Here is an 18,711-nt window from a genome sequence, read left to right as displayed (position 1 = left end):
CTTTCACTAATTGTTTATCCTTTATTCGACATTAAACGAAGCCTCCAAATCCTTTACTATCTTGATACTGCTCGACGTGCCTATCCTGTCTACTCCCAGCAGGTAGAATAGCAACGCCTGCAGTCCTGTCCGTATTCCTCCGGCAGCTTTTACTTTGGTGGCTGTTCCTTGGACTGCCTTCTTAAGTATGAGTACGTCTTCGGGTGTTGCGCCTCGAGGACCAAAACCTGTACTTGTCTTTACGTAGTGTACGCCTATGTTTGAGAGTTCTCTTGCGATCCTGTATATCTCTGCTTCAGAGAAATAGCCTGTTTCTATGATTACTTTTAATACGCCGCCGTAGCTTTTCGATATATCAAGGATACGCTCCACCTCTTCTATTGCTTGAGAATATAGCCCAGACTTGAAGAGGGATATGTTTGCCACGACGTCGACCTCATCTGCCCCGTTGACGTATGCTGTTTCAACCTCTTTGACCTTGACTGTGGAAGCCATGTTGCCATGCGGGAAGCCAGCTACCGTCGCAATCTTTACTTGGCCCGCGAACTGTTTAGCGATATTCTCGACGTAAAAGTTCGGGATGCAACACGCATAGAAGCCATGTTCGACTGCCTCACGACAAGTAGATTCTAGGTCTTTTAGCGTAGCCTCGGGCTTGAGATTTGTATGGTCAATGATAGATGAAATTTCCTTTATTAGCTGATGGGGATCGGAGGGAAGCTCTCTCTTGAACATATTTTTTAAAGACATGATTTTATCATTTCATAGACGCGTAAAAACTTAGTGGCATGATACCATGTGGCGCAGAGTTGCAGAGATGCTTGGAGTCTATAAGGTTTACGAGTGGCTGCTTGATCGGGAAGTACGGAAAGGCTCTATCCCGAAGCATGTAGCATTCATTCTTGACGGTAATAGGCGATGGGCAAGACGCCGCGGGTTTCCCCCGTGGCTTGGCCACAGGTTTGGCGCAGACAGGGTGGAAGACGTCCTCGAGTGGTGCTATGATCTCGGCATAAACACTGTCACTCTCTATGTCTTGTCTACGGAGAATTTAAAGAACAGGTCAAAGGAGGAGCTAGAACACATATTTGACCTACTGGATCAGAAGCTAGATGAAGTAGAGTCTTCTGAGAAGATTAAGAAAAGAGAGGTCAGGATAAAAGTAATAGGCGACACTAGTCTTTTGCCTGAGAGGCTTAGAGAGAAAATTGCAAGAATTGAAAAGAATACTATCCACTATAATAAAAGGTTCCTAAACATTGCGCTTGCTTATGGCGGACGGAAGGAAATAGTAGATGCAGTAAAGAGAATTTCCAGCGAGGTATGCTCGGGGAAACTCTCAATAGATGATATCGACGAGAACTTGTTTTCCAGGTACCTGTATACGGGCGATATACCATATCCTGAGCCTGACTTGGTTATACGTACATCAGGAGAAGTTAGGATAAGCAATTTTCTGCTTTACCAGATAGCCTATTCTGAACTAGTGTTTCTCGACGTGTACTGGCCCGAGTTTCGCAAGATAGATCTGCTTCGAGCAGTGAGAACTTACCAGTCTAGGAAGAGGCGTTGGGGAGGATAGCCGTCGCGAAACTGCAAAATATATTTGTATTATTTTTATTACAATTTGTAATGTTCCACTGCTACTTTTTAGCTAAGTTTTTTAAATAGAAAAACAAATAGCTATTCAGGTGTGATAAGTGTCCTATAGCCTGTACCAGTTTAATAGTTTCGACGATCTTTTAAGGTACATTGACGCACAAATAGCTAATCTACAGAAGGTTATAAGCCAGCTGGAGCAGAGGTATGAAGCCGTAAAGGCTAGGGCTGAAAAAATGCGGATGATCGAGAAAGTTCTAGAAGACCTCATGGGTGAAAAGCTTACCACTCTAAACGAGATAGACTACATGGGGTTGAAGGTTGTTGTTAATGCCAGAGCAATTGACGAGCTAAACGTACTAGAAGAGACTCTAGAGTCACAGAAAGATACGCTGGAATCTCTGACAAGTGTTAGGGAGGCTATATACAAGCTCAGTAGTGCGCTGTCGTCTAGCTCTGAAACCGAGGGCTTACCTATTATTGTCCAGATGCTTAATGGTATTCCGGTAAGGATTCTCTTGAAGGAGACAGAATAAATATGCGGAAGGTCGTAGGCCTCGTAGCATTTCTGCTTATGTTAGTTTTGACGCTGAGCCCAGCGTATGCTCAGCCCAGCTATAATTTCATTCAAAAAGCCTTCTCAAAGAGAATAACTTCTATGGCGGCGCTTCCGGACAACAAGGCTGTTCTATGCTTCGGCGATGGGACGTGTAGCCTCATGGACAGTAGCGGAAACACCTTAGCAAATCGACTCATCAACCCAGACAAGGAAATTTTTTACATCAAATATGTGCCTCCCTCCCGTATTTTAGTCGGAGTTGACAGATCTGGAAACATCTATTTGCTGAATTCCTCGACACTAAACATAATAGATGCCTTTCTAGCAAGGAAAAACGATGAAGAATCTTTTCTCATGGCTTCGCTAAGTAGTGATGGCAGATACCTGGCTGTTAGTTCCAGGTATTATGTAACTGTAAGTGGTAAGCGTTATCCCGAGACAAGGCTTGTTGTTTTCGACACCCAGTCGAAGAGCAGGATATTTGAGCGAGACTTGGATACCAGCAATGATATCTTGGTTGATGTTTTTTCGCTTGATTTTTGGGGCTCTTATCTCATTGCCGAAACTATTGATACTAAGTGTGAACTATGTCAGCTGACGGATAACAAGATAGAAGTTTACAGAATTGATGGTCAGAATGTTAAGAAGGTTGCGTCTTTCCAGAGTGGTTTAACCTTGAAGAGTGTCGTTGGCAATTTTTTGGTTGCTCAACGCGTTCAGCAGAATTCCACTGGCAACTATTTGACCTATGTATTTAATTTGCCAGACCTAAACATCAAGGTAAAAAGAATGTTGGACAAGATCCAGAGTTTTATTCCTTTTACCAATGATACATTCCTCGCAATTTTCTCGGACGGAACACTGAGAAGGTGTAATTTAAATCTGGAATGCAACAACCTTGTTTCTGTCCCCCTGGGAAGAGTAGCTGTTGCAAGCGATGGCTCCTCTATTGCCATCTTTAAAATCGATGAAGTAGAGATATATTCTTATAATGGCGGACTTTCCAGGACTGCTTACTACCAGGTTTCCTGGGATATCGCACCAAGTCCGCCTAAAACAGCCGTCGCTTCTCGAGGAGGATTTTACAGTATATATGGCGACAATATGCTTGTCTCTGCCCTACAACTAACCACGATAAAACTAAGGTTGATTGTTGTAGATGACCAGGGACGGCCCGTCCCCGGCGCCGTAGTAGAAATAATTTCATCAGGAGGGACAAGCCAGTCTCTTATTACTAACAACAATGGTCCAATAATATTTGAAGTGCCGCCGGGAACATATAACATCAATGTTAAAAAGGAAGCTTTTCGCCTAAATCTCTTACGCAGAGCTTCACAAGCGACACCCAGATCATGTTAAAACTTGACCGTAAAAAGGAAGAGAGGCGAGATATCCAAATAAACGTGCTTAGTCAAGATGACCAACCCTTGCCAGGGGCCAGGATAACAATTACTGGAAGAGAAAACATTACAACACTAACAAATGTGAATGGCAAGGTCTCCGTTAACCTACCACTCGGCAACTACACGATTCTCATAAGTGCCCCCAAGTATAAACAATTGCAGAGCACATTCGAGGTAAAAACAAACACAACCGAGGTGTACTTTAAGCTGGAGCCAGAAAAGGTCAACATAATTGTTGAAACATTAAACTTTACACCTGTAGGAATCAATGTTTCCTTGGCATCCATCACCACCAACAACACCCTTACCGTAAAACCAGGCGAAAATGTGTCCCTGCCTGTTGATGCCTACCAGGTACTCGTCAACGCGCCAAAGAACTACGAGTGCTCAGCTTCACCCCCAATAGTCAACGCACTAAATGGAACTACAAACGTCAACGTCAAAATCACATGCAAGCTAATAGTAACACGTGCGACCTCTATTTCAGACGTCATAGGCTTCCTAGAGAAAAAGATGATCCAGAATGTCAAGATGAACATGAGCGTTGATAAAACCTTGGGGAAGCTCCCCTCCATCAACATGTTAAACTCGTCAAAACTAGACCTCGATTTCCAGCAGAGAAACAAGATACTCGTCATTGAATTTTTCTATACTCAGTGTACCGGTTGCAAGTATCTTGTACCTGCCCTTAGAAATCTTTCAAGGCTTCCTGGAGTCACAGTTGTTTCCCTAACAGTGTCCCCAGTTGATACCCAGGCTGTTCTAGAGAGATATGTGAAAGAAAACAACATTACATGGATCGTTGCACGTGATGAAGAAAATCTCTTCTACAAACTTAACGTAACAGTGTTCCCAACCGTTGTTGTCATCAGTGATGGAAAAATTTTGTATAAGGGGGCTGGCGCTAGAGAAGAACTTGAACAAATGAACAATACACTACCTAGCATAGGTGGACTTCCCTCATTACAGAACGTTCCGTTGGGGTCATTACTCAGACCAGAAACACTAATATTTTTAGGCATGTTTCTAATCATGACTTGGCTAATGATTGGTGAGAAGAATGAAAAAAGCGACTCTGAAGAGGATAGCATCTATAATAATACTGTTACTTTTCCTGATTTCGGCAGTAGCCTACATAGCCCTGACTTTCAGACCATAGAAGAATAATGCTAAGTTTTTTTCTAAACATTGTGCTATTTGAATTTCAAAGAGGGGGTTTAAGGGGCATTCCTACAAAAAGGGCCGCTAGTGTTGTCACAAAGGGAACAGTTAGGTTATCTTCTGGAGAAATGTACTCAGTTATACAGGCAATAATTGATAGTAAGAAAGAGCTAAGAAGAGGGGAACCAACCAACACCAAGATAAAAAAGTATACTATAAGTGCGAGGAAAGAACCCCTGAGTGATTTCTGCCTATTGTTAAAAAAGAGGTCATGAAGTGCAGAAACAGTATCAACAGTTGCAAGCGCCAGTAAACCATACACAGTTGTCTCGGGAGAGACAAGTATACTTAGCGTGGCCCCAATCATCCCGTAAAGCAAACCGACATAGCCCTCCCGCTTCTCATAGTCTCTTTCAAGCATGGAAATTTGGGTGGAAATTATCTCCTGAAGCTTTGAGACGGCCTGCTCAACAAGGAATAATGGTTGTTTTAATTCTTTGTTTGTCTTCTCGATAATCCCTTCGATGTTTTCTCTGAATTTTTTAAGTTCGCCTAAAACTTTGCCTCTACGTGCAACAAGGCTGTTTATAAATGCCGCTAAGAAAAGCCCCGTTGCATAATAATTGTTCAGTGTAAGCGGCCAGGGTAAATGGATTAAGTATGGTAGAAGCAGGATAATAGTGAGTAGAATGTGTACCGATTTCCGGTAGAGTTCTTTTCCTATTAGATTCATTTTATTGTTGGACATGCTGGACAGGCTCTAGGCTATATGTTAAAACCTTGAATCCAGACTCGGCTAGCTGGCTTACTAAGAAGTTTAACGCTTGTGCAGGCTCGTTCTTAAAGAGTATGTATTGTTCAAGGGTTCTTTTACCTGTCTCTGAATCCTCTTTTATTTTCCATAGCACATGTGCCCTCTTATCTGCGGAAAACACACGCATAACTAGGCATAACTGCTTTCCACTAACTTTATCATTGCATGCGAAGAGATATTCGCTGAAGGGAGTCATTCTTTTATTGTTTACTTGGTTATAGAATTCAAGGACCTTATCTTTGGGAACCTCGACTACTCTCGAATTATCGCTTGAAAGCATGTTTCTCGCCTCTCTGAGCACCAATGCATCGAGGAACTCCTCGTACGTCGAGTAGTCCTTAAGCGTGTGGAAAGGTATTTTTACCTGTGGGGATGCAACTTGTAGACCACTTGTCAGGTCTCTGAATATAAGCTTTGCAACGTATGGTACCCCAGTGATCCTGGCGAACTTTAGTTCTGTGCGGTGTGCACATTTGCGGCATAGAGACCATTTGTCTGGTATGTGAACTATTCGGCCACAGCTTGTACATTTTTTCCAGGCGCCATTGATAAATCTCCATTCGACTTTTACTTCTCCCGTATCAGAAACATCTATTATTGCATAGTTTCCAATAGACTCTCCATTCTTCAGCAATCTGTCAAGCCTGGCCACATTTACATAGACGACCCCATTGTGTTCGACATCAAGCCCTCCGAAGCTGTGGCTGTGCCCAAAAATGTGTACCCGTGGCTTGTAGTAGTCAATGAGATAGTTAATATCAATGACTCCCGCATGGAGAGACCTATGATTGCTGTCTATCACTTTCCCCCTGTCAAGGATGCTGAAAGGAGGATAATGAGTGACTAGGACTGATACCCTAACTGTGCTTGGTATCTCGTAGGGCTCAGCTATTCTTCCGTGGCCAATGAGTGCAATGTTGCCAAAAATCAGCGGACCAGTATCGTCTAGATCCAAAACACTCTTGTCTCCACATGTCCCTTCAATGTCCCAATTACCCTTAACATAGTAGACGTTCTTCTTAAGTGTTAAAGAAATCTTTCGTAGAATTCTGCACATGCTTCCAGCGCGCTGCGGGTTCCCAATATCACCGGCTGCCACTATGAAGTCATATGCCAAGTTTTCTTTCTGCACCCACTCTAGGAACTTGTCCACCAGATCCTCTTTGCCGTGGACATCCGATATAGCCAGGAAACGTATCCTTGCCACTTCCCAATTCACCTGCTCGCCAAGCGTAGACAAGGACTTAACAGGCCTGAAATTATAAAACCTTTGCTTGAACAAAAGAAAACCTTTTTCAGAGAAAAAAGGCTTCCCAGCCCTGAGACAAGCTAAAAAATGCACAGTCTTCCTTCCTTTATTCCACCCAATGAAAAGTTTTTAAATCTAGATTCATTTTACATTTTGCACCTTTCCATCAAAGCCGTTAGCGCGCGCTAAGCCCCGGTCGTCTAGCCCGGTCAACCTGCACGAGCTGGAAGATGCAAGGCCGCAAGGATATCGGCCTCTCGAGCCGAAGATCCCGGGTTCAAATCCCGGCCGGGGCACCATATTTTGTTGCATAGGGGAGTCTTCGGGAATTAAGCCTAAAGAATTAAGGCTTTTATAGCCCTGAGTTTCGCAGAAGCTCGTGATAAATGATAATTAAATATTACGTGGCTAGAACCATGAAGTTTATATTTGTGGGCATGACTAGGTTTTTTGTAATGATGACGCTCGGAAGGACAGATATGTGAAGAGCTCGTGCAGGTCTGATACGTGAAGCTTCACTTCTTCCCAGAGAACAATTTAACAGGGTTTTGTAATATTGGGCTTTTTTAATCGGAATTTATATGTATAGGCAACATTATTAATAGTGACCAGTATGACCATAAAGGTTGGACTAAATGGTTTTGGAAGAATTGGCAGGAACTTTTTACGGGCAGCTCTGAAAAACGAAAAATTCTTCGACAAATTTGAGGTTGTAGCAATTAACGACCTAGGCTCTCCCCAGATGCTGGCCTACCTATTTAAATACGACTCTGTCTTTGGACGTCTCCCGTACAAAGTAGAAGTCAAGGACAACAAGCTCATAGTAGAAGGACACGAGATGCTCATTCTGAATGAAGCTAGCCCCGACAAGTTACCCTGGAAAGATCTAGGAGTAGACATAGCAATGGAGGCTACTGGCAGATTCACCGATAGAGACAAGGCCGCTCTTCACCTCAAAGCCGGTGCCAAGAAGGTTGTCGTAACCGCCCCCTCGAAAGGCGCAGACGTCACAATCGTGATGGGAGTAAACCACCACATGTACGACCCAACGAAACACCAAGTCATCTCAAATGCATCATGCACTACTAACTGTCTAGCGCCAGTTGTATATGTTCTCCTCAAAAACTTTGGTCTCGAATGGGGATTCATGACCACGGTCCACGCTTATACCAATGACCAGAGGATCCTAGACTTAATACATCCAGAAGACTTTAGGAGGACGCGTGCAGCTGCACTAAATATTATACCTACAACGACTGGAGCAGCTAGGGCATTGCACCTAGTGATTCCTGAGGTGAAGGGTAAGCTGGACGGAATGGCTATGCGTGTACCTGTGGCTGACGGCTCTGTTGTTGATCTGGTTGCTCAGCTAGGCAGAGAGGTTACAAAGGAGGAGCTAGATGCGGCTTTTAAAGAGGCTTCTGAGACCTACTTGAAGGGAATACTTGAATACGTGGATGACCCGATAGTCTCCTCGGACATCGTGGGGGACCCGCACTCCTCGATATATGACGCGCAGGCAAGCATGGTGCTTGGTGGGAAGAGCAACAAGGTAAAAGTCGTAGCTTGGTACGACAACGAGTGGGGCTTCAGCAACCGTCTCGTGGATCTTTTGCTCTACATGGCCGAGAAGGGTATCTAAACAAAATATTTTTCTTCTTTTTTGTTAAATACTGTTTTTCCCGAGTATGTTATCTCGAGTATCCTGTGGTAGGGAATATATTTTTCTGTACCGCTTTCTGTGAGTATAATTACTCCGTCGCGTGAGACCCGGACAACTTGTTCTCCAGTAAACATGTCTGTTTGCGTAGATGTTCCTCTAGACACGAATTTTACTTTGACCTGTTTCTTGTCTACTGTCTTGTCCCAGAGGAGTTTATTGAAGTATTCACGCATTGGGTTCTTCAAGCCGCTTTCACAGTTTCTATGTGTACGTGGAACTAAAAAGGTTTGGTTAGGAGACACAGTTTATGTACAAGTTTTGATAATAAAGATATAAGGGGCTCATTGGTCTCCTTTACGATGGGCAAATTAAAAGACTTCATGGAGGTTTTTAAGGTAAAGCAGACACTGCTATTGTTAATAACTGGGATTTGTTCATACCTGGAGGGACTTAGGATAGCTGGTAAACCTTTTGACGCGCTGAGTTTTCTAGCTGTCTCGTTGTCTATGTTTCTAACAATTTCTGGGACGACAGGAGTCAACATGGTTCTGGATGCAGACATAGATTCACTAATGTTTAGGACCAAGAATAGGCCAATCCCAATGAACAGGCTGACCAAGCGTGAAACGCTGGTGACCAGCATGCTATTGATTGTGACGGGTCTAGTATGTGGGCTCCTTGTAAATGTTTACGTTGCAACCTCGGGACTTCTAGGATTCCTCATAGACATAGGAGTGTATACATGGCTCCTCAAGAGGAAGAGCCCATGGAGTGTTGTCTTCGGCGGTTTCGCCGGCGGGATGCCTGCGCTGGGTGGATGGGCAGGAGCAACAGGCAGTTTTGGGCTGGGGGGAGTAATGCTTATGCTTCTCGTCGCGGTGTGGAGCTCGCTCCACATATGGACCCTGGCAACGTACTATGTTGACGATTATCGCAAAGCTAACGTCCCCATGTTGCCAGTGGTGTATGGCGAAAAAAGAGGTGTGCAGGGATCTTTCTTGGTAGCCCTCATTGTCCTCTTTATCTCTTCGGCAATTTACTACCTAGGCCTCATCTCTATTTGGGGCTACGTAATTTCAGTAATTCCTCTGCTCTTGGCAATTGTTTTCCTAGCTATGTCGTTACGCAGGGGCAACTATCGTGATGCATCGTTTAGAGCCTTTAAAATGGTCAACATGTTTATGGGCTTGTTCTTCTTGCTACTGGCACTCTCTTAGCAAAAACGTTACTGGTAGACATCTAATTTGTAGCTCAACATTTTTGAGTAATCTTTCTTAAACCAGAACCTTCCATAGATAGTTTTTCCAGCAAGCACGTGGGGTAGCCATATCTTGTCGTCTTCCCACATCAGGTCGAATGGTAGCTTATCAATTTTGAACCATTGTGGGATTGCTTCTTCAGAGGGCTTAGGGTCTCCCCTAAACCTTGTAGAAGTAAATACGTGGACAATTATGTCTGGGACATCCTCTTCGGCGTAAAATTCTAGTACTCCTTTATAGGTGACCTGGAGAAGCTCTAGTCCAACCTCTTCTTTGACCTCTCTCTTTACACCAGTCCACATGTCCTCGTTTGGCTCTATTTTGCCTCCAACCCCATTGTATTTGCCTGCGCCAAATCCTCTCCGCTTGTAGATAAGCAGTACTTCGCTACCTCTCATTGGGTAGCAAAGAGTTGCCGTCCACATGTGGAAGACCAATTGTCTCTGCTTAAAAAACTGGGCCTTGTTGGATGACTGCTCCAATCAATATGCCAACGACGTATAGTATTCCAAAGTTCTGTACAAGTGCGGCAGTCATTGGATCAGCTGTCTCCGGAACTTTTGTCTTGAACGTCTTGTACAGCTTATAGGCCTGAGGCAATGTTAGGTAGGCAACTAGTGACGCGATGGGGACAATGTTTAATAGTGCCAGTAGAGCTAGGGAGACATAGGCTAGTATGATTTCTCCAAAATAGAAGTAGAGCCCCCTCCCCCTGCCAAGAATCGCGACAAGTGTCTTGGCGCCTCTGCTTAAATCGAACTCTATGTCACGTAGATTGTTTGCAGTAAGGACAGCTGCAACAAGTAAACCAATCGGGGTTCCGGCTAGGGCTGGCAGGAGTGAAAGTTGACCCGTAAGCACATAGAAGGTTCCAATCCACATAAATACGCCCCAGCTTAGGAAAACACCTATTTCTCCCATGGCCTTGTATTTTAGCCCCGGGGGACCGGAATAAGTGAATAATAGAACAACTCCCACAAGAGCAAGTACAATAACCAATATCTGCCTAATTGCTATTAAAACAAAAGCACAAGCCAGTCCTGAAACCAGTAATACCAATCCAAAGTTCCTGACCTGCTTTGGAGTCATTATGCCAGCTATGACTGGATGCGGCCTGTAGAGGGTTGTGGGTGCTCCTGGAACATCTACTCCTCTGATTGTATCATAGTAGTCATTTAACACGTTTGCAGCCGCATGCAGTAGCGTCACGCCCAGCAGGGTCACAATGAAGAGGAGGAGATCAAAGGTATGCAGAGCCAGGTATGTATATGCCGCTGCACCAGTAATGGATATAATGGTCATAACAAACGACCATGGCCTTGTCACAATAAACAGTTCCTTGAGCTTCATACGTGGTTTTTCTGAGGCTGGCAATTAAAAGGTTTTTTTTAATACAAGATGATTGAAATATATTACTAGGCGAAATGCTTAAATAAAAAAGCCAATAATCTATTACTGTGCACATCCCAGACGGTTACCTGGATCCATACATTTGCATAGCAACGTACCTAGTCGCAGTAATTGTTGTAATTCTTTCCTTTAGGAAAATCAAAGATCTAAGCGACGAGAAGAAGACCTTAATTCCCGTCTTGGCGGCCGCGATATTTGTTGCACAAATGCTGAATTGGCCTATTCCGGGAGGCACCTCTTTACACCTCGTTGGGGGCGCGCTGGCAGCAATACTTGTGGGCCCCTGGGGAGGAAATATCGTCCTAACCCTTGTACTGCTGGTCCAGGCACTTGTGTTCCACGACGGGGGGATTACAACCCTAGGTGCAAACATACTCAATATGGGGATTGTGGCTGTCTGGACTGGCTGGCTAATCTATAAATATCTCCCGAACAAAAGACTCGCTACTTTTCTTGCTGGATGGCTAAGCATAACTTTTGCGGGTATCGTTGCAGGATTAGAGCTTGGATTATCCAAGCAGTTTCTCTATGGGCTTTCTATAACTATCCCGGTAATGGGCGGCTGGCATGCAGTACTCGGTATCATTGAGGGAATAATAACTATGGGTGTTTACATGTATCTGGCTAATAAATATCCAGGCCTGGTGAGCGGGTGATATAATGAAAGAAATTGTTCTTAGGTATAAAAAAGCCTTCATCTTAATACTTTTTCTCATAGTTATTAGTCCAATCTTCGGAGTAATACTAGCAAACCTCCTTGGTTACCACGAGCCCCTAGATATAGCGGCTGAGCTTCTAGGTCTCAACGAGACGACAGAAGAAACCAATTGGACGCCATTCCTAGATTACTCTGTGCCTGGACTTCCACCTGAAGTGGGATACATTGTTTCGGGTCTGCTTGGAGCCTTAGTGGTCCTCCTCCTTGGCTACATCATTATCAAGCTGAGGAAATGAAATGATGAAAAGCTTGGACAATATTTTAAATGATTATTTTTTTGAGCTGGGCGATGTTCTAGGTAAGCTTCTTGACTCTTCCCAGCCTAGGTTCACTCCCAGCATTGGCATTGTCCTATCCATGCTTGTAACGGGTATTGTTTCTTTTTCTCATACACTTCATACATTTATATTGGCGTTAATTTTCGCGTCCATCATTGCTTTTGCCACAAAGAAGACCAGGGAGTGGTTATATGTTACTTTTATCTCTATATTCTTTGCTCTTGTTGTTGCTCTACCTGTAATTTTGCTTGGGGAAACTAGAGAGCCAGTAGTGTTCATATTGAGAGTGGCGGCTTCCGCTTCATTGTTTACTTCTATGCTTGGCGGATTGGGCTGGTTGGGTGTAGTAAAGGGTCTAAATGCTCTCGGTTTTGTTGAATTGTCAAAACAGCTTGGCGTTTTGATCAGATATATTCCCGAGTTTATTAGGAAAGCCCAGACAAGCACCCTTGCCAGAGAGGCCAGAACATTTACTGTGTCAAGAAAGAATAGATGGATTATTGGTATGTCGTTGGTGGGGGACTTGATATATGAAGGCTTTAGAACCTCTTACTGGCTATCATTATCCACAAAGTCAAGATATTTTGGAGAGGCTACAACAAAGGGGAATAATGTCCTGCACTGGAGACCTACCCCCTTAGATTTGTTCGTACTATTTTCAACAATCTTATTAGCCTACACTGTGTATGCAGGCTAGGAGAGCACTATGCTGGAAGGTAGAAATCTTACATTTTCTTACCTTAAAGATGACTTGGTGCTTGAGAATGTATCTATCCAAGTAAAGACTGGAAGAATCCAAACTGTCTTGGGACCAAATGGTTCTGGCAAAACCACACTGTTACTGCTTGTTTCTGGTCTTCTGAGGCCGCTTTCTGGCGAGGTTCTACTTGATGGCAAAAATCTGTTTGAAATGTTGCCAGGCGCTAGGAGGTATATTGGTGTAATGTTCCAGAACCCAGATGACCATTTATTCAGCCCAACGGTCCGAGATGAGCTTCTCTTTACGTTAAGCCAGTTAGAATTGACACGCGGAGAAGTAGAGGCAAAGATCCAACTTGTAGCTAACATGCTCCATCTAGAACATTTGTTGAATAAACCTGTCCATGCGCTAAGCTTCGGTGAAAAAAGGAGAGTGGCGCTAGCAAGCATAATTATATACGACCCAACATATCTCCTCCTAGATGAGCCGTTTGCTAACCTTGATCCCAAGACCACTGCCCTCTTCCTCAAACTTTTATGCGACCTCAGAAAATCGAGGGGAATACTGCTGGCTAGCCAAGATGTAGCCCTGGCTGAGAAAATAAGTGACTATGTCTACATTCTTAGCAATAAGAAGATTATTTGGGAGGGAGAACCTCCCATCCCTAGGAACATTCTTGACGAGGCTGGTCTACAGACTGAGATAGCTCCATGCAGCTTCGGGCAGAGTACGCGTTAAGAATCCTAAAAAAGATTTAATTGTGTCCTGCTTTTTGCATCATTGTGGCTAAGTGGCTTGCAAAGGTAAAAGACTCCTTTACGAAAATCCCGAAAAACATACGGGTACTGGCATTCGGCTGGCTAGTTTGGTCACCTGTCCAGGCAATGGCCGGACCATATACACAGCTATATGTTAGCAAGCTAGGCGCTTCCCCAGAGGACATCTCGCTTGTGCAATCAGCCACACAGATCGCTAACTCTTTTTCAAGGCTTCTCGGCGGATTTCTCTCCGATAAGTATGGCAGAAAGAAGATTCTCTGGATTGGAACACTCTTAGTAGCTGGGACATACCTATTAATGGCGATAGCTCCAGACTGGCAAACATATGCTATCTCAAACGTCCTGAATGGCATCTCACTTTTTTACCAGCCGGCCCTTGAGGGGATACAGGCAGACTCTGTACCAATATCATTGAGGGGCAGGATGAACGCGATTCTCAGTCTAGTGCCTGGACTTGCCTCGTCGCTTTCACCGCTTGGCGGTGCCTACCTTGTGAATATATTTGGAATAGTTGAGGGCGTGAGGATAATCTTTTTCCTATCTTTTCTAACAGGCATCATCACGGCCCTTTCGCGTCTTTTCTGGATAGAAGAAACCATAACCACAAAAGACACAATAAACGCCAGTGGAAACTTTTTGTTCTCCTACATTGATGCCCTTAGAAAAATCAGCCATGAAACATACCTTTTGATGACTACCGATATTTTGCTCAATCTTGTAGGTGCAATGACTTTTCTTGGGAACTATTATATGTATTATTATCTAGAGGTTGACAAGAATGGTCTAGCTATCCTAGCTACAGTTGGAAGCGTTGTGAATCTATTGCTTCTTCTACCCGTTGGGAAGATTGTTGATACGCGTGGAAGAAACTTTTCTATAACACTAGGCTTTCTTCTAGGAACATTAAGCCAAGTAATCTTCGTTTTGGCTCCACCGTCTTCCTGGCTCACTCTTCCTCTATTGCTCCTGTCCACCACTATAGGCTCAGTTGCAGGCGTATTTTATGGCCTGGCTTATTCTTCTTTGAGGGCAGACCTTGTCCCAAAGGAGTATAGGGGGAGAGTCTATGCCCTCTGGGGGCTATTCCCGTCGTTTACGTGGAGTCTAGGAGCTCTGATAGGTGGCTGGATGTATAATAACCTGGGACCTACATCTCCTTTCGTTTCAAGCCTTCTTTTGAGGCTTCTTCTATCCCCTCTCCTTCTTTTTTGGTACCGCCAGCTAACCTATAAAGTGGACGAGGTAATTAGGAGCTTTGAGGGTAGCTAGAGCGAGAAGGCTTTCATCGAAAACGCAGAACTTTCTTTTAATGTCTGCTGACCCTGATTATTTTGGGTGGATTCCGTTTATGTTCACTCCTCTTGTAAAGCTCCATGACGCGATCTACGTATTTTTTCTCTATGTGAAGGTTTTCGGGGACTTTCTCAGGAGCTATACCCATCTCAAAGATACTGTAAAGGATCAGGTCAGCTATTTCATAGCTTAGCCCAAGTTCGCCCTCGGCGGTTTGTCCTGGCCACAGCCTGGGGCTACTAGGCTTAAACGCTATTCGTTCTGGAAGCCCTAAGAAAACTCCAAGTTTTCTGACCTGTGTCTTGTATAGATCTCCTATTGGCAATATATCTACTCCACCGTCACCATACTTTGTAAAGTATCCGAGAAGAAGCTCACTTTTATCCCCTGTCCCTATGACCAAGGCGTTTTTCCTATATGCTCTTTGGTGCAGAATGCACATTCTGACACGGGCTGCAAGGTTTCCTCTCTCCTCTTTGGTTAAATCTCCCAGGTTTTTCTCAAAGCTCTCCAAGATTGGTTCAATATTGATAACCTCTATGTTTTCCTTGGGGACCCTTGCCAATTCTAAGACAGAAAAAGCATCTTCAAGATCTTCTTTGGGTGTAGTCTTTGAAGGTAGAATCAATGCATGTACGTTTTGTGCTCCAATAGCCCGCACAGTTAATAGCAGTGTCACAGCGCTGTCGACCCCTCCGCTAACTCCAATTACTCCCCCGCTTTTACCTGCCTCTCGGACAATGTAATTCCGCAGTTCTCGAGCTATGTGTTCAGTTACAGCTTCCCAATTCATGTCTGGTATGGTTTGCATGATGGACCCCTTAAGTCTCGTTATTTTGATGGCTTTAAGTCTTAGCGTATTAGTCGTGTGTAAAAATTTAGAGCCATAAATTGGTCAGATTAAGGATATTTTTGAGAACCCTCCTAAAAAACAAAAACATGGATCGCCTTAAGAAAAAATATGTAAAACTTTTACTGATAAAAATGAAAGATTTATCTTTGTCTTTTTTACTAAACCCATGTGATAAGAGTTAGTATTGACAAGTTGAGGATGTTTACTTCGAAGGCGGGGCTTTACAGTTGGGACGAGTCAGGAGAGAAAGTTATTGTTGCTTTTTCTTCCTTGTCTCTCGAAGAAGTCCTGGGAGAAAATGCAGAGATAAGGATTATTGGGTCGAAGGAGGGAAGCGATCTTGTTGTTGAGAAGGTTATATTGAGTAGGGGAGGTGTCCGTGAAGAAGTTGACCCAAAGACTCTCGAGGGATGGTTTAAATATATCGAACAAAGCGAAGTAGCGAAAAAGTAATGAGCAATATATAGCAACGTTTTTATCACAAGATCCCTATACTTGACATGTGAAGCTGATTTATCTTGTACTAGATGGTGTTGCAGACAAGCCTGAAGATGGTCCTACATCTCTAGAGCTAGCAAACAAACCGTTTCTCGATAAGGTTGCTTCGCTCTCTAGATGCGGTTTAATGTATACTGTTGGAAAAGGCATTGCTCCCGAAAGCGACGCAGCTGTAATGTCAATCCTCGGATACGACCCACATAAAGAATATACTGGCCGTGGACCCGTTGAGGCTGTGGGTGCAGGGTTAGAGCTGAGAGAAGGTTACGAGGTTGCATTTAGGGCCAATTTTGCTACCATAGACCCAAAGACGAGAAAAATCCTTGATAGGAGATGCGGAAGAAACCTTTCTAGCGAAGAGGCCCACGAGCTTGCCAAGGCAGTAGACGGTTTGGAGCTAGGAGTCTACGATGGGTATGCACGTGTAGTTGCGACTGTTGGACATAGGGCTGTAGTGATTATCGGAAGCAAGACTCACAGGGTGTCAGACAATGTCAGCAATACAGATCCTGCTTATGAGAAGCATGGTTATGTCTCGATTGCAAAATCTTCATTTGAGCCCTACGTAGCAGAGGCAAAACCACTGGACGGAACAGAGGAGGCAAGAATCATGGCTACTCTCGTCAACAAGTTTACCGAGAAGATAATCCAGATACTTAAAGACCACCCAATCAACCAGGAAAGAATAAAGAACGGTAAGATGCCTGCAAACGTAATTTTACTGAGGGATTCTGGGGGAAGACTTCCAAGGCTAGAAGAAATAAACAAGAAATTTGGCTTAAGGTTTGGCGCTGTAGCCGAGATGCCTGTGGAAATAGGAATCGCGAGAATATTGAAAATGGACATGGAAAGTGTGCCGCCTCCTACAGAGGACAAAGCCGTGGATTACAAGATTAGGCTTGAAGCCACCATGAAGTTGTTGGAGCGAAACGATGTCGTCTATGTTCATCTAAAGGGGCCCGATGAGCCTGGACACGATGGAGACGTGAAAAGAAAAGTAGAATCTATAGAGCTAATTGATAGATACTATGTTGGTCCTCTCCTAGAACAAATTAGCGGCAAAGAAATTGCTTTGCTGGTTACAGCTGACCACGCCACTCCTTATACTCGTAAATCTCACACAGATGACCCAGTACCCGTAGTTTTAATGCTACCTAGAAACAAGCAGGACGGATTAAAAAGGCTTACAGAAAAGGAGTGCAGTCGAGGTTCGCTTGGAGTATTCCAGCACGGCTATGAACTCCTTCCAAGGATCCTTGAAATGATTAAAAGTCCTTAGAGTGTCTTGATTATTATTAGTATTTTTTCCGTGGCTACCTGTTAATTTTTGCGTTCATGCTTCTCATATTTTTCAGTGTATCTAATAGGAAAGTCTCCTGAAGCTTCTCGATAGCTTGGTTACATTCATCCATCAAAGACTGGATTTTTTCACGCTCTTTGGGGAGCTTTTCAAGTTCCCTTGCAAGAGGCTTCAGGTCTTTCTCAATCATTTTGCGGGCTATCTCTCCCAATAACTCGTCGATGCCCTTATCTGAAAAGTATAACTTTTTCCTTCCACTTTTAACAAAGGATACTAAGCCAACGCTGACAAGCAAGGAAAGTGCGGAGCTTACTTGGCTTAAACTGTATCCAGTCAGGTGGACAATTTCTGTCTGGGAAAGTGGAAACTCGGATAGAATAAGTGTTGCAAGAACCTTTGAGGCCGCTTCTCCTAGCTCAAGCCTTGATACAAGCCTAGACACCAAGTTGATAAGCGTCTGGGGAGGCGTTGAATGCATTGTGTGTCTATAATATATAAAAAACTATGCTTATATTCCTTATGTTGTTTTTGCTTTCACGATTCTAAGGAAATAGATTGATGCCGTCAAAGCGCTGGCTTCAATGAATAATGCCCCGGCGAGCTCCAGAACTGCAACGGAGGGCCACCCTATGGTTAATTGTATTAAGTAGCCGAGAGGTACTGGGAGAATACCCAAGAGAAACAATATTGAACCAAAAAGTTTCTCCTTCTTTGCGAGAAGCGCTAGACCGAGAAATGCTGAAGTCAGGAAGGACTGAAGGTAGAACCACGTGGATACAAATGTGTGGGGTTTTGTTCCGCTGGGATAATATCCTATTAGGAACAGAAATATGCCTGAGACAAAAAGGAGGCCGGAGGCGAAGCCTTCAAGCTTTGTTTCGACAGACCAAAGGATGCCTAGGGAATATAAGGCAATAATTGTTCCCATAGTCATAAGGCCAATATTAAATATCCATGGATTCGTGGCCCTAGGCGAGCCTAGGTCGCTAAATGCACCTTTAAAGAAATTCCACCACGGGTTACAAGAGGCTGCGAAATAGACTGTAACAAGGAAGACTAGGAAGCTGAGGGGACCAAGGACCAGTAACAGTGTTCTGAGTATCTTCAAAGCTTTCATTTTGATCATTTATAGGACGCAACAACACTCTTAAAATTTTAGTCTTAGTATACAGTCA

General features: G+C 43.9%; 22 protein-coding genes and 1 tRNA gene. 14 read left to right on the top strand and 9 right to left on the bottom strand.

Annotation, left to right across the window (positions count from 1 at the left end):
* Positions 1-21 precede the first annotated feature (21 nt).
* Entirely contained in the window at positions 22-750 is a 729-nt protein-coding gene (gene deoC / locus N186_RS05170) for a deoxyribose-phosphate aldolase (protein WP_020962719.1), read from the bottom strand.
* Positions 751-796: 46 nt separating this feature from the next.
* Here deoC and uppS point away from each other — a divergent pair, with 46 nt between their 5' ends.
* The 4 genes from uppS to N186_RS05150 all read left to right on the top strand — a co-directional run bounded on the left by uppS (position 797) and on the right by N186_RS05150 (position 4,728).
* Entirely contained in the window at positions 797-1,582 is a 786-nt protein-coding gene (gene uppS / locus N186_RS05165; RefSeq protein ID WP_020962718.1) for a polyprenyl diphosphate synthase, read from the top strand.
* A 118-nt stretch (positions 1,583-1,700) separates the two neighbouring features.
* Positions 1,701-2,135 carry a hypothetical protein gene (locus tag N186_RS05160; RefSeq protein ID WP_020962717.1) on the top strand — a complete coding sequence of 145 codons (435 nt, stop codon included), beginning with the start codon at positions 1,701-1,703 and terminating at the stop codon, positions 2,133-2,135.
* A 2-nt stretch (positions 2,136-2,137) separates the two neighbouring features.
* Positions 2,138-3,517: a carboxypeptidase-like regulatory domain-containing protein gene (locus N186_RS05155; RefSeq protein ID WP_020962716.1), complete on the top strand. Its 1,380-nt coding sequence runs from the start codon at positions 2,138-2,140 to the stop codon at positions 3,515-3,517.
* Positions 3,511-4,728, top strand: a complete 1,218-nt coding sequence (locus N186_RS05150) for a carboxypeptidase regulatory-like domain-containing protein (protein ID WP_020962715.1) — start codon at positions 3,511-3,513, stop codon at positions 4,726-4,728. The genes N186_RS05155 and N186_RS05150 overlap by 7 nt, the downstream gene beginning before the upstream one ends.
* Before the next feature lie 37 nt (positions 4,729-4,765).
* Here N186_RS05150 and N186_RS05145 read toward each other — a convergent pair whose 3' ends face one another.
* Positions 4,766-5,470 (bottom strand): diacylglycerol/polyprenol kinase family protein, encoded by a 705-nt coding sequence (locus N186_RS05145; protein ID WP_020962714.1) that lies wholly within the window; start codon positions 5,468-5,470, stop codon positions 4,766-4,768.
* Positions 5,457-6,743, bottom strand: coding sequence for a metallophosphoesterase family protein (locus tag N186_RS05140; protein ID WP_187146997.1), 1,287 nt, complete (start codon positions 6,741-6,743; stop codon positions 5,457-5,459). Before N186_RS05140 ends, N186_RS05145 begins: the two co-directional genes overlap by 14 nt.
* Positions 6,744-6,974: 231 nt before the next feature.
* On the opposite strand from N186_RS05140, the gene N186_RS09520 reads away from it, so the two are divergent.
* Together N186_RS09520 and gap are read left to right on the top strand one after the other, a co-directional pair.
* Positions 6,975-7,084, top strand: a tRNA-Glu gene (locus N186_RS09520).
* A 314-nt stretch (positions 7,085-7,398) separates the two neighbouring features.
* Positions 7,399-8,427: a type I glyceraldehyde-3-phosphate dehydrogenase gene (gap, locus tag N186_RS05135; protein ID WP_020962711.1), complete on the top strand. Its 1,029-nt coding sequence runs from the start codon at positions 7,399-7,401 to the stop codon at positions 8,425-8,427.
* Here gap and N186_RS05130 read toward each other — a convergent pair.
* Positions 8,424-8,693, bottom strand: coding sequence for a DUF504 domain-containing protein (locus N186_RS05130; RefSeq protein ID WP_020962710.1), 270 nt, complete (start codon positions 8,691-8,693; stop codon positions 8,424-8,426). The genes gap and N186_RS05130 overlap by 4 nt on opposite strands.
* 114 nt (positions 8,694-8,807) lie before the next feature.
* Here N186_RS05130 and cyoE point away from each other — a divergent pair, with 114 nt between their 5' ends.
* Positions 8,808-9,665, top strand: a complete 858-nt coding sequence (gene cyoE / locus N186_RS05125; RefSeq protein ID WP_052885526.1) for a heme o synthase — start codon at positions 8,808-8,810, stop codon at positions 9,663-9,665.
* Between the two features lie 8 nt (positions 9,666-9,673).
* Here the strand turns inward: cyoE and N186_RS05120 are convergent, their stop codons facing one another.
* Together N186_RS05120 and N186_RS05115 are read right to left on the bottom strand one after the other, a co-directional pair.
* Positions 9,674-10,132, bottom strand: a complete 459-nt coding sequence (locus N186_RS05120; protein ID WP_020962708.1) for an 8-oxo-dGTP diphosphatase — start codon at positions 10,130-10,132, stop codon at positions 9,674-9,676.
* Between the two features lie 22 nt (positions 10,133-10,154).
* On the bottom strand, positions 10,155-11,057 hold the full coding sequence (locus N186_RS05115; protein ID WP_020962707.1) for a UbiA family prenyltransferase: 903 nt from the start codon (positions 11,055-11,057) through the stop codon (positions 10,155-10,157).
* 107 nt (positions 11,058-11,164) lie between these two features.
* On the opposite strand from N186_RS05115, the gene N186_RS05110 reads away from it, so the two are divergent.
* From N186_RS05110 to N186_RS05090, 5 genes are read left to right on the top strand one after another with little or no spacing between them, the layout of a single operon-like run.
* Positions 11,165-11,773 carry an energy-coupling factor ABC transporter permease gene (locus N186_RS05110; RefSeq protein ID WP_020962706.1) on the top strand — a complete coding sequence of 203 codons (609 nt, stop codon included), beginning with the start codon at positions 11,165-11,167 and terminating at the stop codon, positions 11,771-11,773.
* A gap of 4 nt (positions 11,774-11,777) precedes the next feature.
* Complete coding sequence (locus N186_RS05105) at positions 11,778-12,071, top strand: PDGLE domain-containing protein (RefSeq protein ID WP_020962705.1); 294 nt, start codon at positions 11,778-11,780, stop codon at positions 12,069-12,071.
* Position 12,072: 1 nt separating this feature from the next.
* Positions 12,073-12,810: an energy-coupling factor transporter transmembrane component T family protein gene (locus N186_RS05100; RefSeq protein ID WP_052885525.1), complete on the top strand. Its 738-nt coding sequence runs from the start codon at positions 12,073-12,075 to the stop codon at positions 12,808-12,810.
* A gap of 9 nt (positions 12,811-12,819) precedes the next feature.
* Entirely contained in the window at positions 12,820-13,551 is a 732-nt protein-coding gene (locus tag N186_RS05095; RefSeq protein WP_020962703.1) for an energy-coupling factor ABC transporter ATP-binding protein, read from the top strand.
* A gap of 44 nt (positions 13,552-13,595) precedes the next feature.
* Positions 13,596-14,861 carry an MFS transporter gene (locus tag N186_RS05090; RefSeq protein WP_020962702.1) on the top strand — a complete coding sequence of 422 codons (1,266 nt, stop codon included), beginning with the start codon at positions 13,596-13,598 and terminating at the stop codon, positions 14,859-14,861.
* 37 nt (positions 14,862-14,898) lie between these two features.
* On the opposite strand, the gene N186_RS05085 is transcribed toward N186_RS05090, so the two are convergent.
* A complete protein-coding gene (locus N186_RS05085) occupies positions 14,899-15,696 on the bottom strand; it encodes an NAD+ synthase (protein WP_020962701.1) in 798 nt (265 codons plus the stop codon).
* Between the two features lie 210 nt (positions 15,697-15,906).
* Here N186_RS05085 and N186_RS05080 point away from each other — a divergent pair, with 210 nt between their 5' ends.
* On the top strand, positions 15,907-16,191 hold the full coding sequence (locus N186_RS05080; protein WP_020962700.1) for a hypothetical protein: 285 nt from the start codon (positions 15,907-15,909) through the stop codon (positions 16,189-16,191).
* A gap of 49 nt (positions 16,192-16,240) precedes the next feature.
* Complete coding sequence (locus N186_RS05075; RefSeq protein WP_020962699.1) at positions 16,241-17,515, top strand: BPG-independent phosphoglycerate mutase family protein; 1,275 nt, start codon at positions 16,241-16,243, stop codon at positions 17,513-17,515.
* A 34-nt stretch (positions 17,516-17,549) separates the two neighbouring features.
* Here the strand turns inward: N186_RS05075 and N186_RS05070 are convergent, their stop codons facing one another.
* On the bottom strand, positions 17,550-18,014 hold the full coding sequence (locus tag N186_RS05070) for a GbsR/MarR family transcriptional regulator (protein WP_020962698.1): 465 nt from the start codon (positions 18,012-18,014) through the stop codon (positions 17,550-17,552).
* A gap of 39 nt (positions 18,015-18,053) precedes the next feature.
* Positions 18,054-18,662, bottom strand: a complete 609-nt coding sequence (locus N186_RS05065; protein ID WP_020962697.1) for a DUF998 domain-containing protein — start codon at positions 18,660-18,662, stop codon at positions 18,054-18,056.
* Positions 18,663-18,711 lie beyond the last annotated feature (49 nt).

The organism is Thermofilum adornatum (assembly GCF_000446015.1).
Lineage (GTDB): Archaea > Thermoproteota > Thermoprotei > Thermofilales > Thermofilaceae > Thermofilum > Thermofilum adornatum.
Note: the sequence above shows the minus strand (reverse complement) of the source record. Positions and strands in the feature narration are given on the sequence as shown.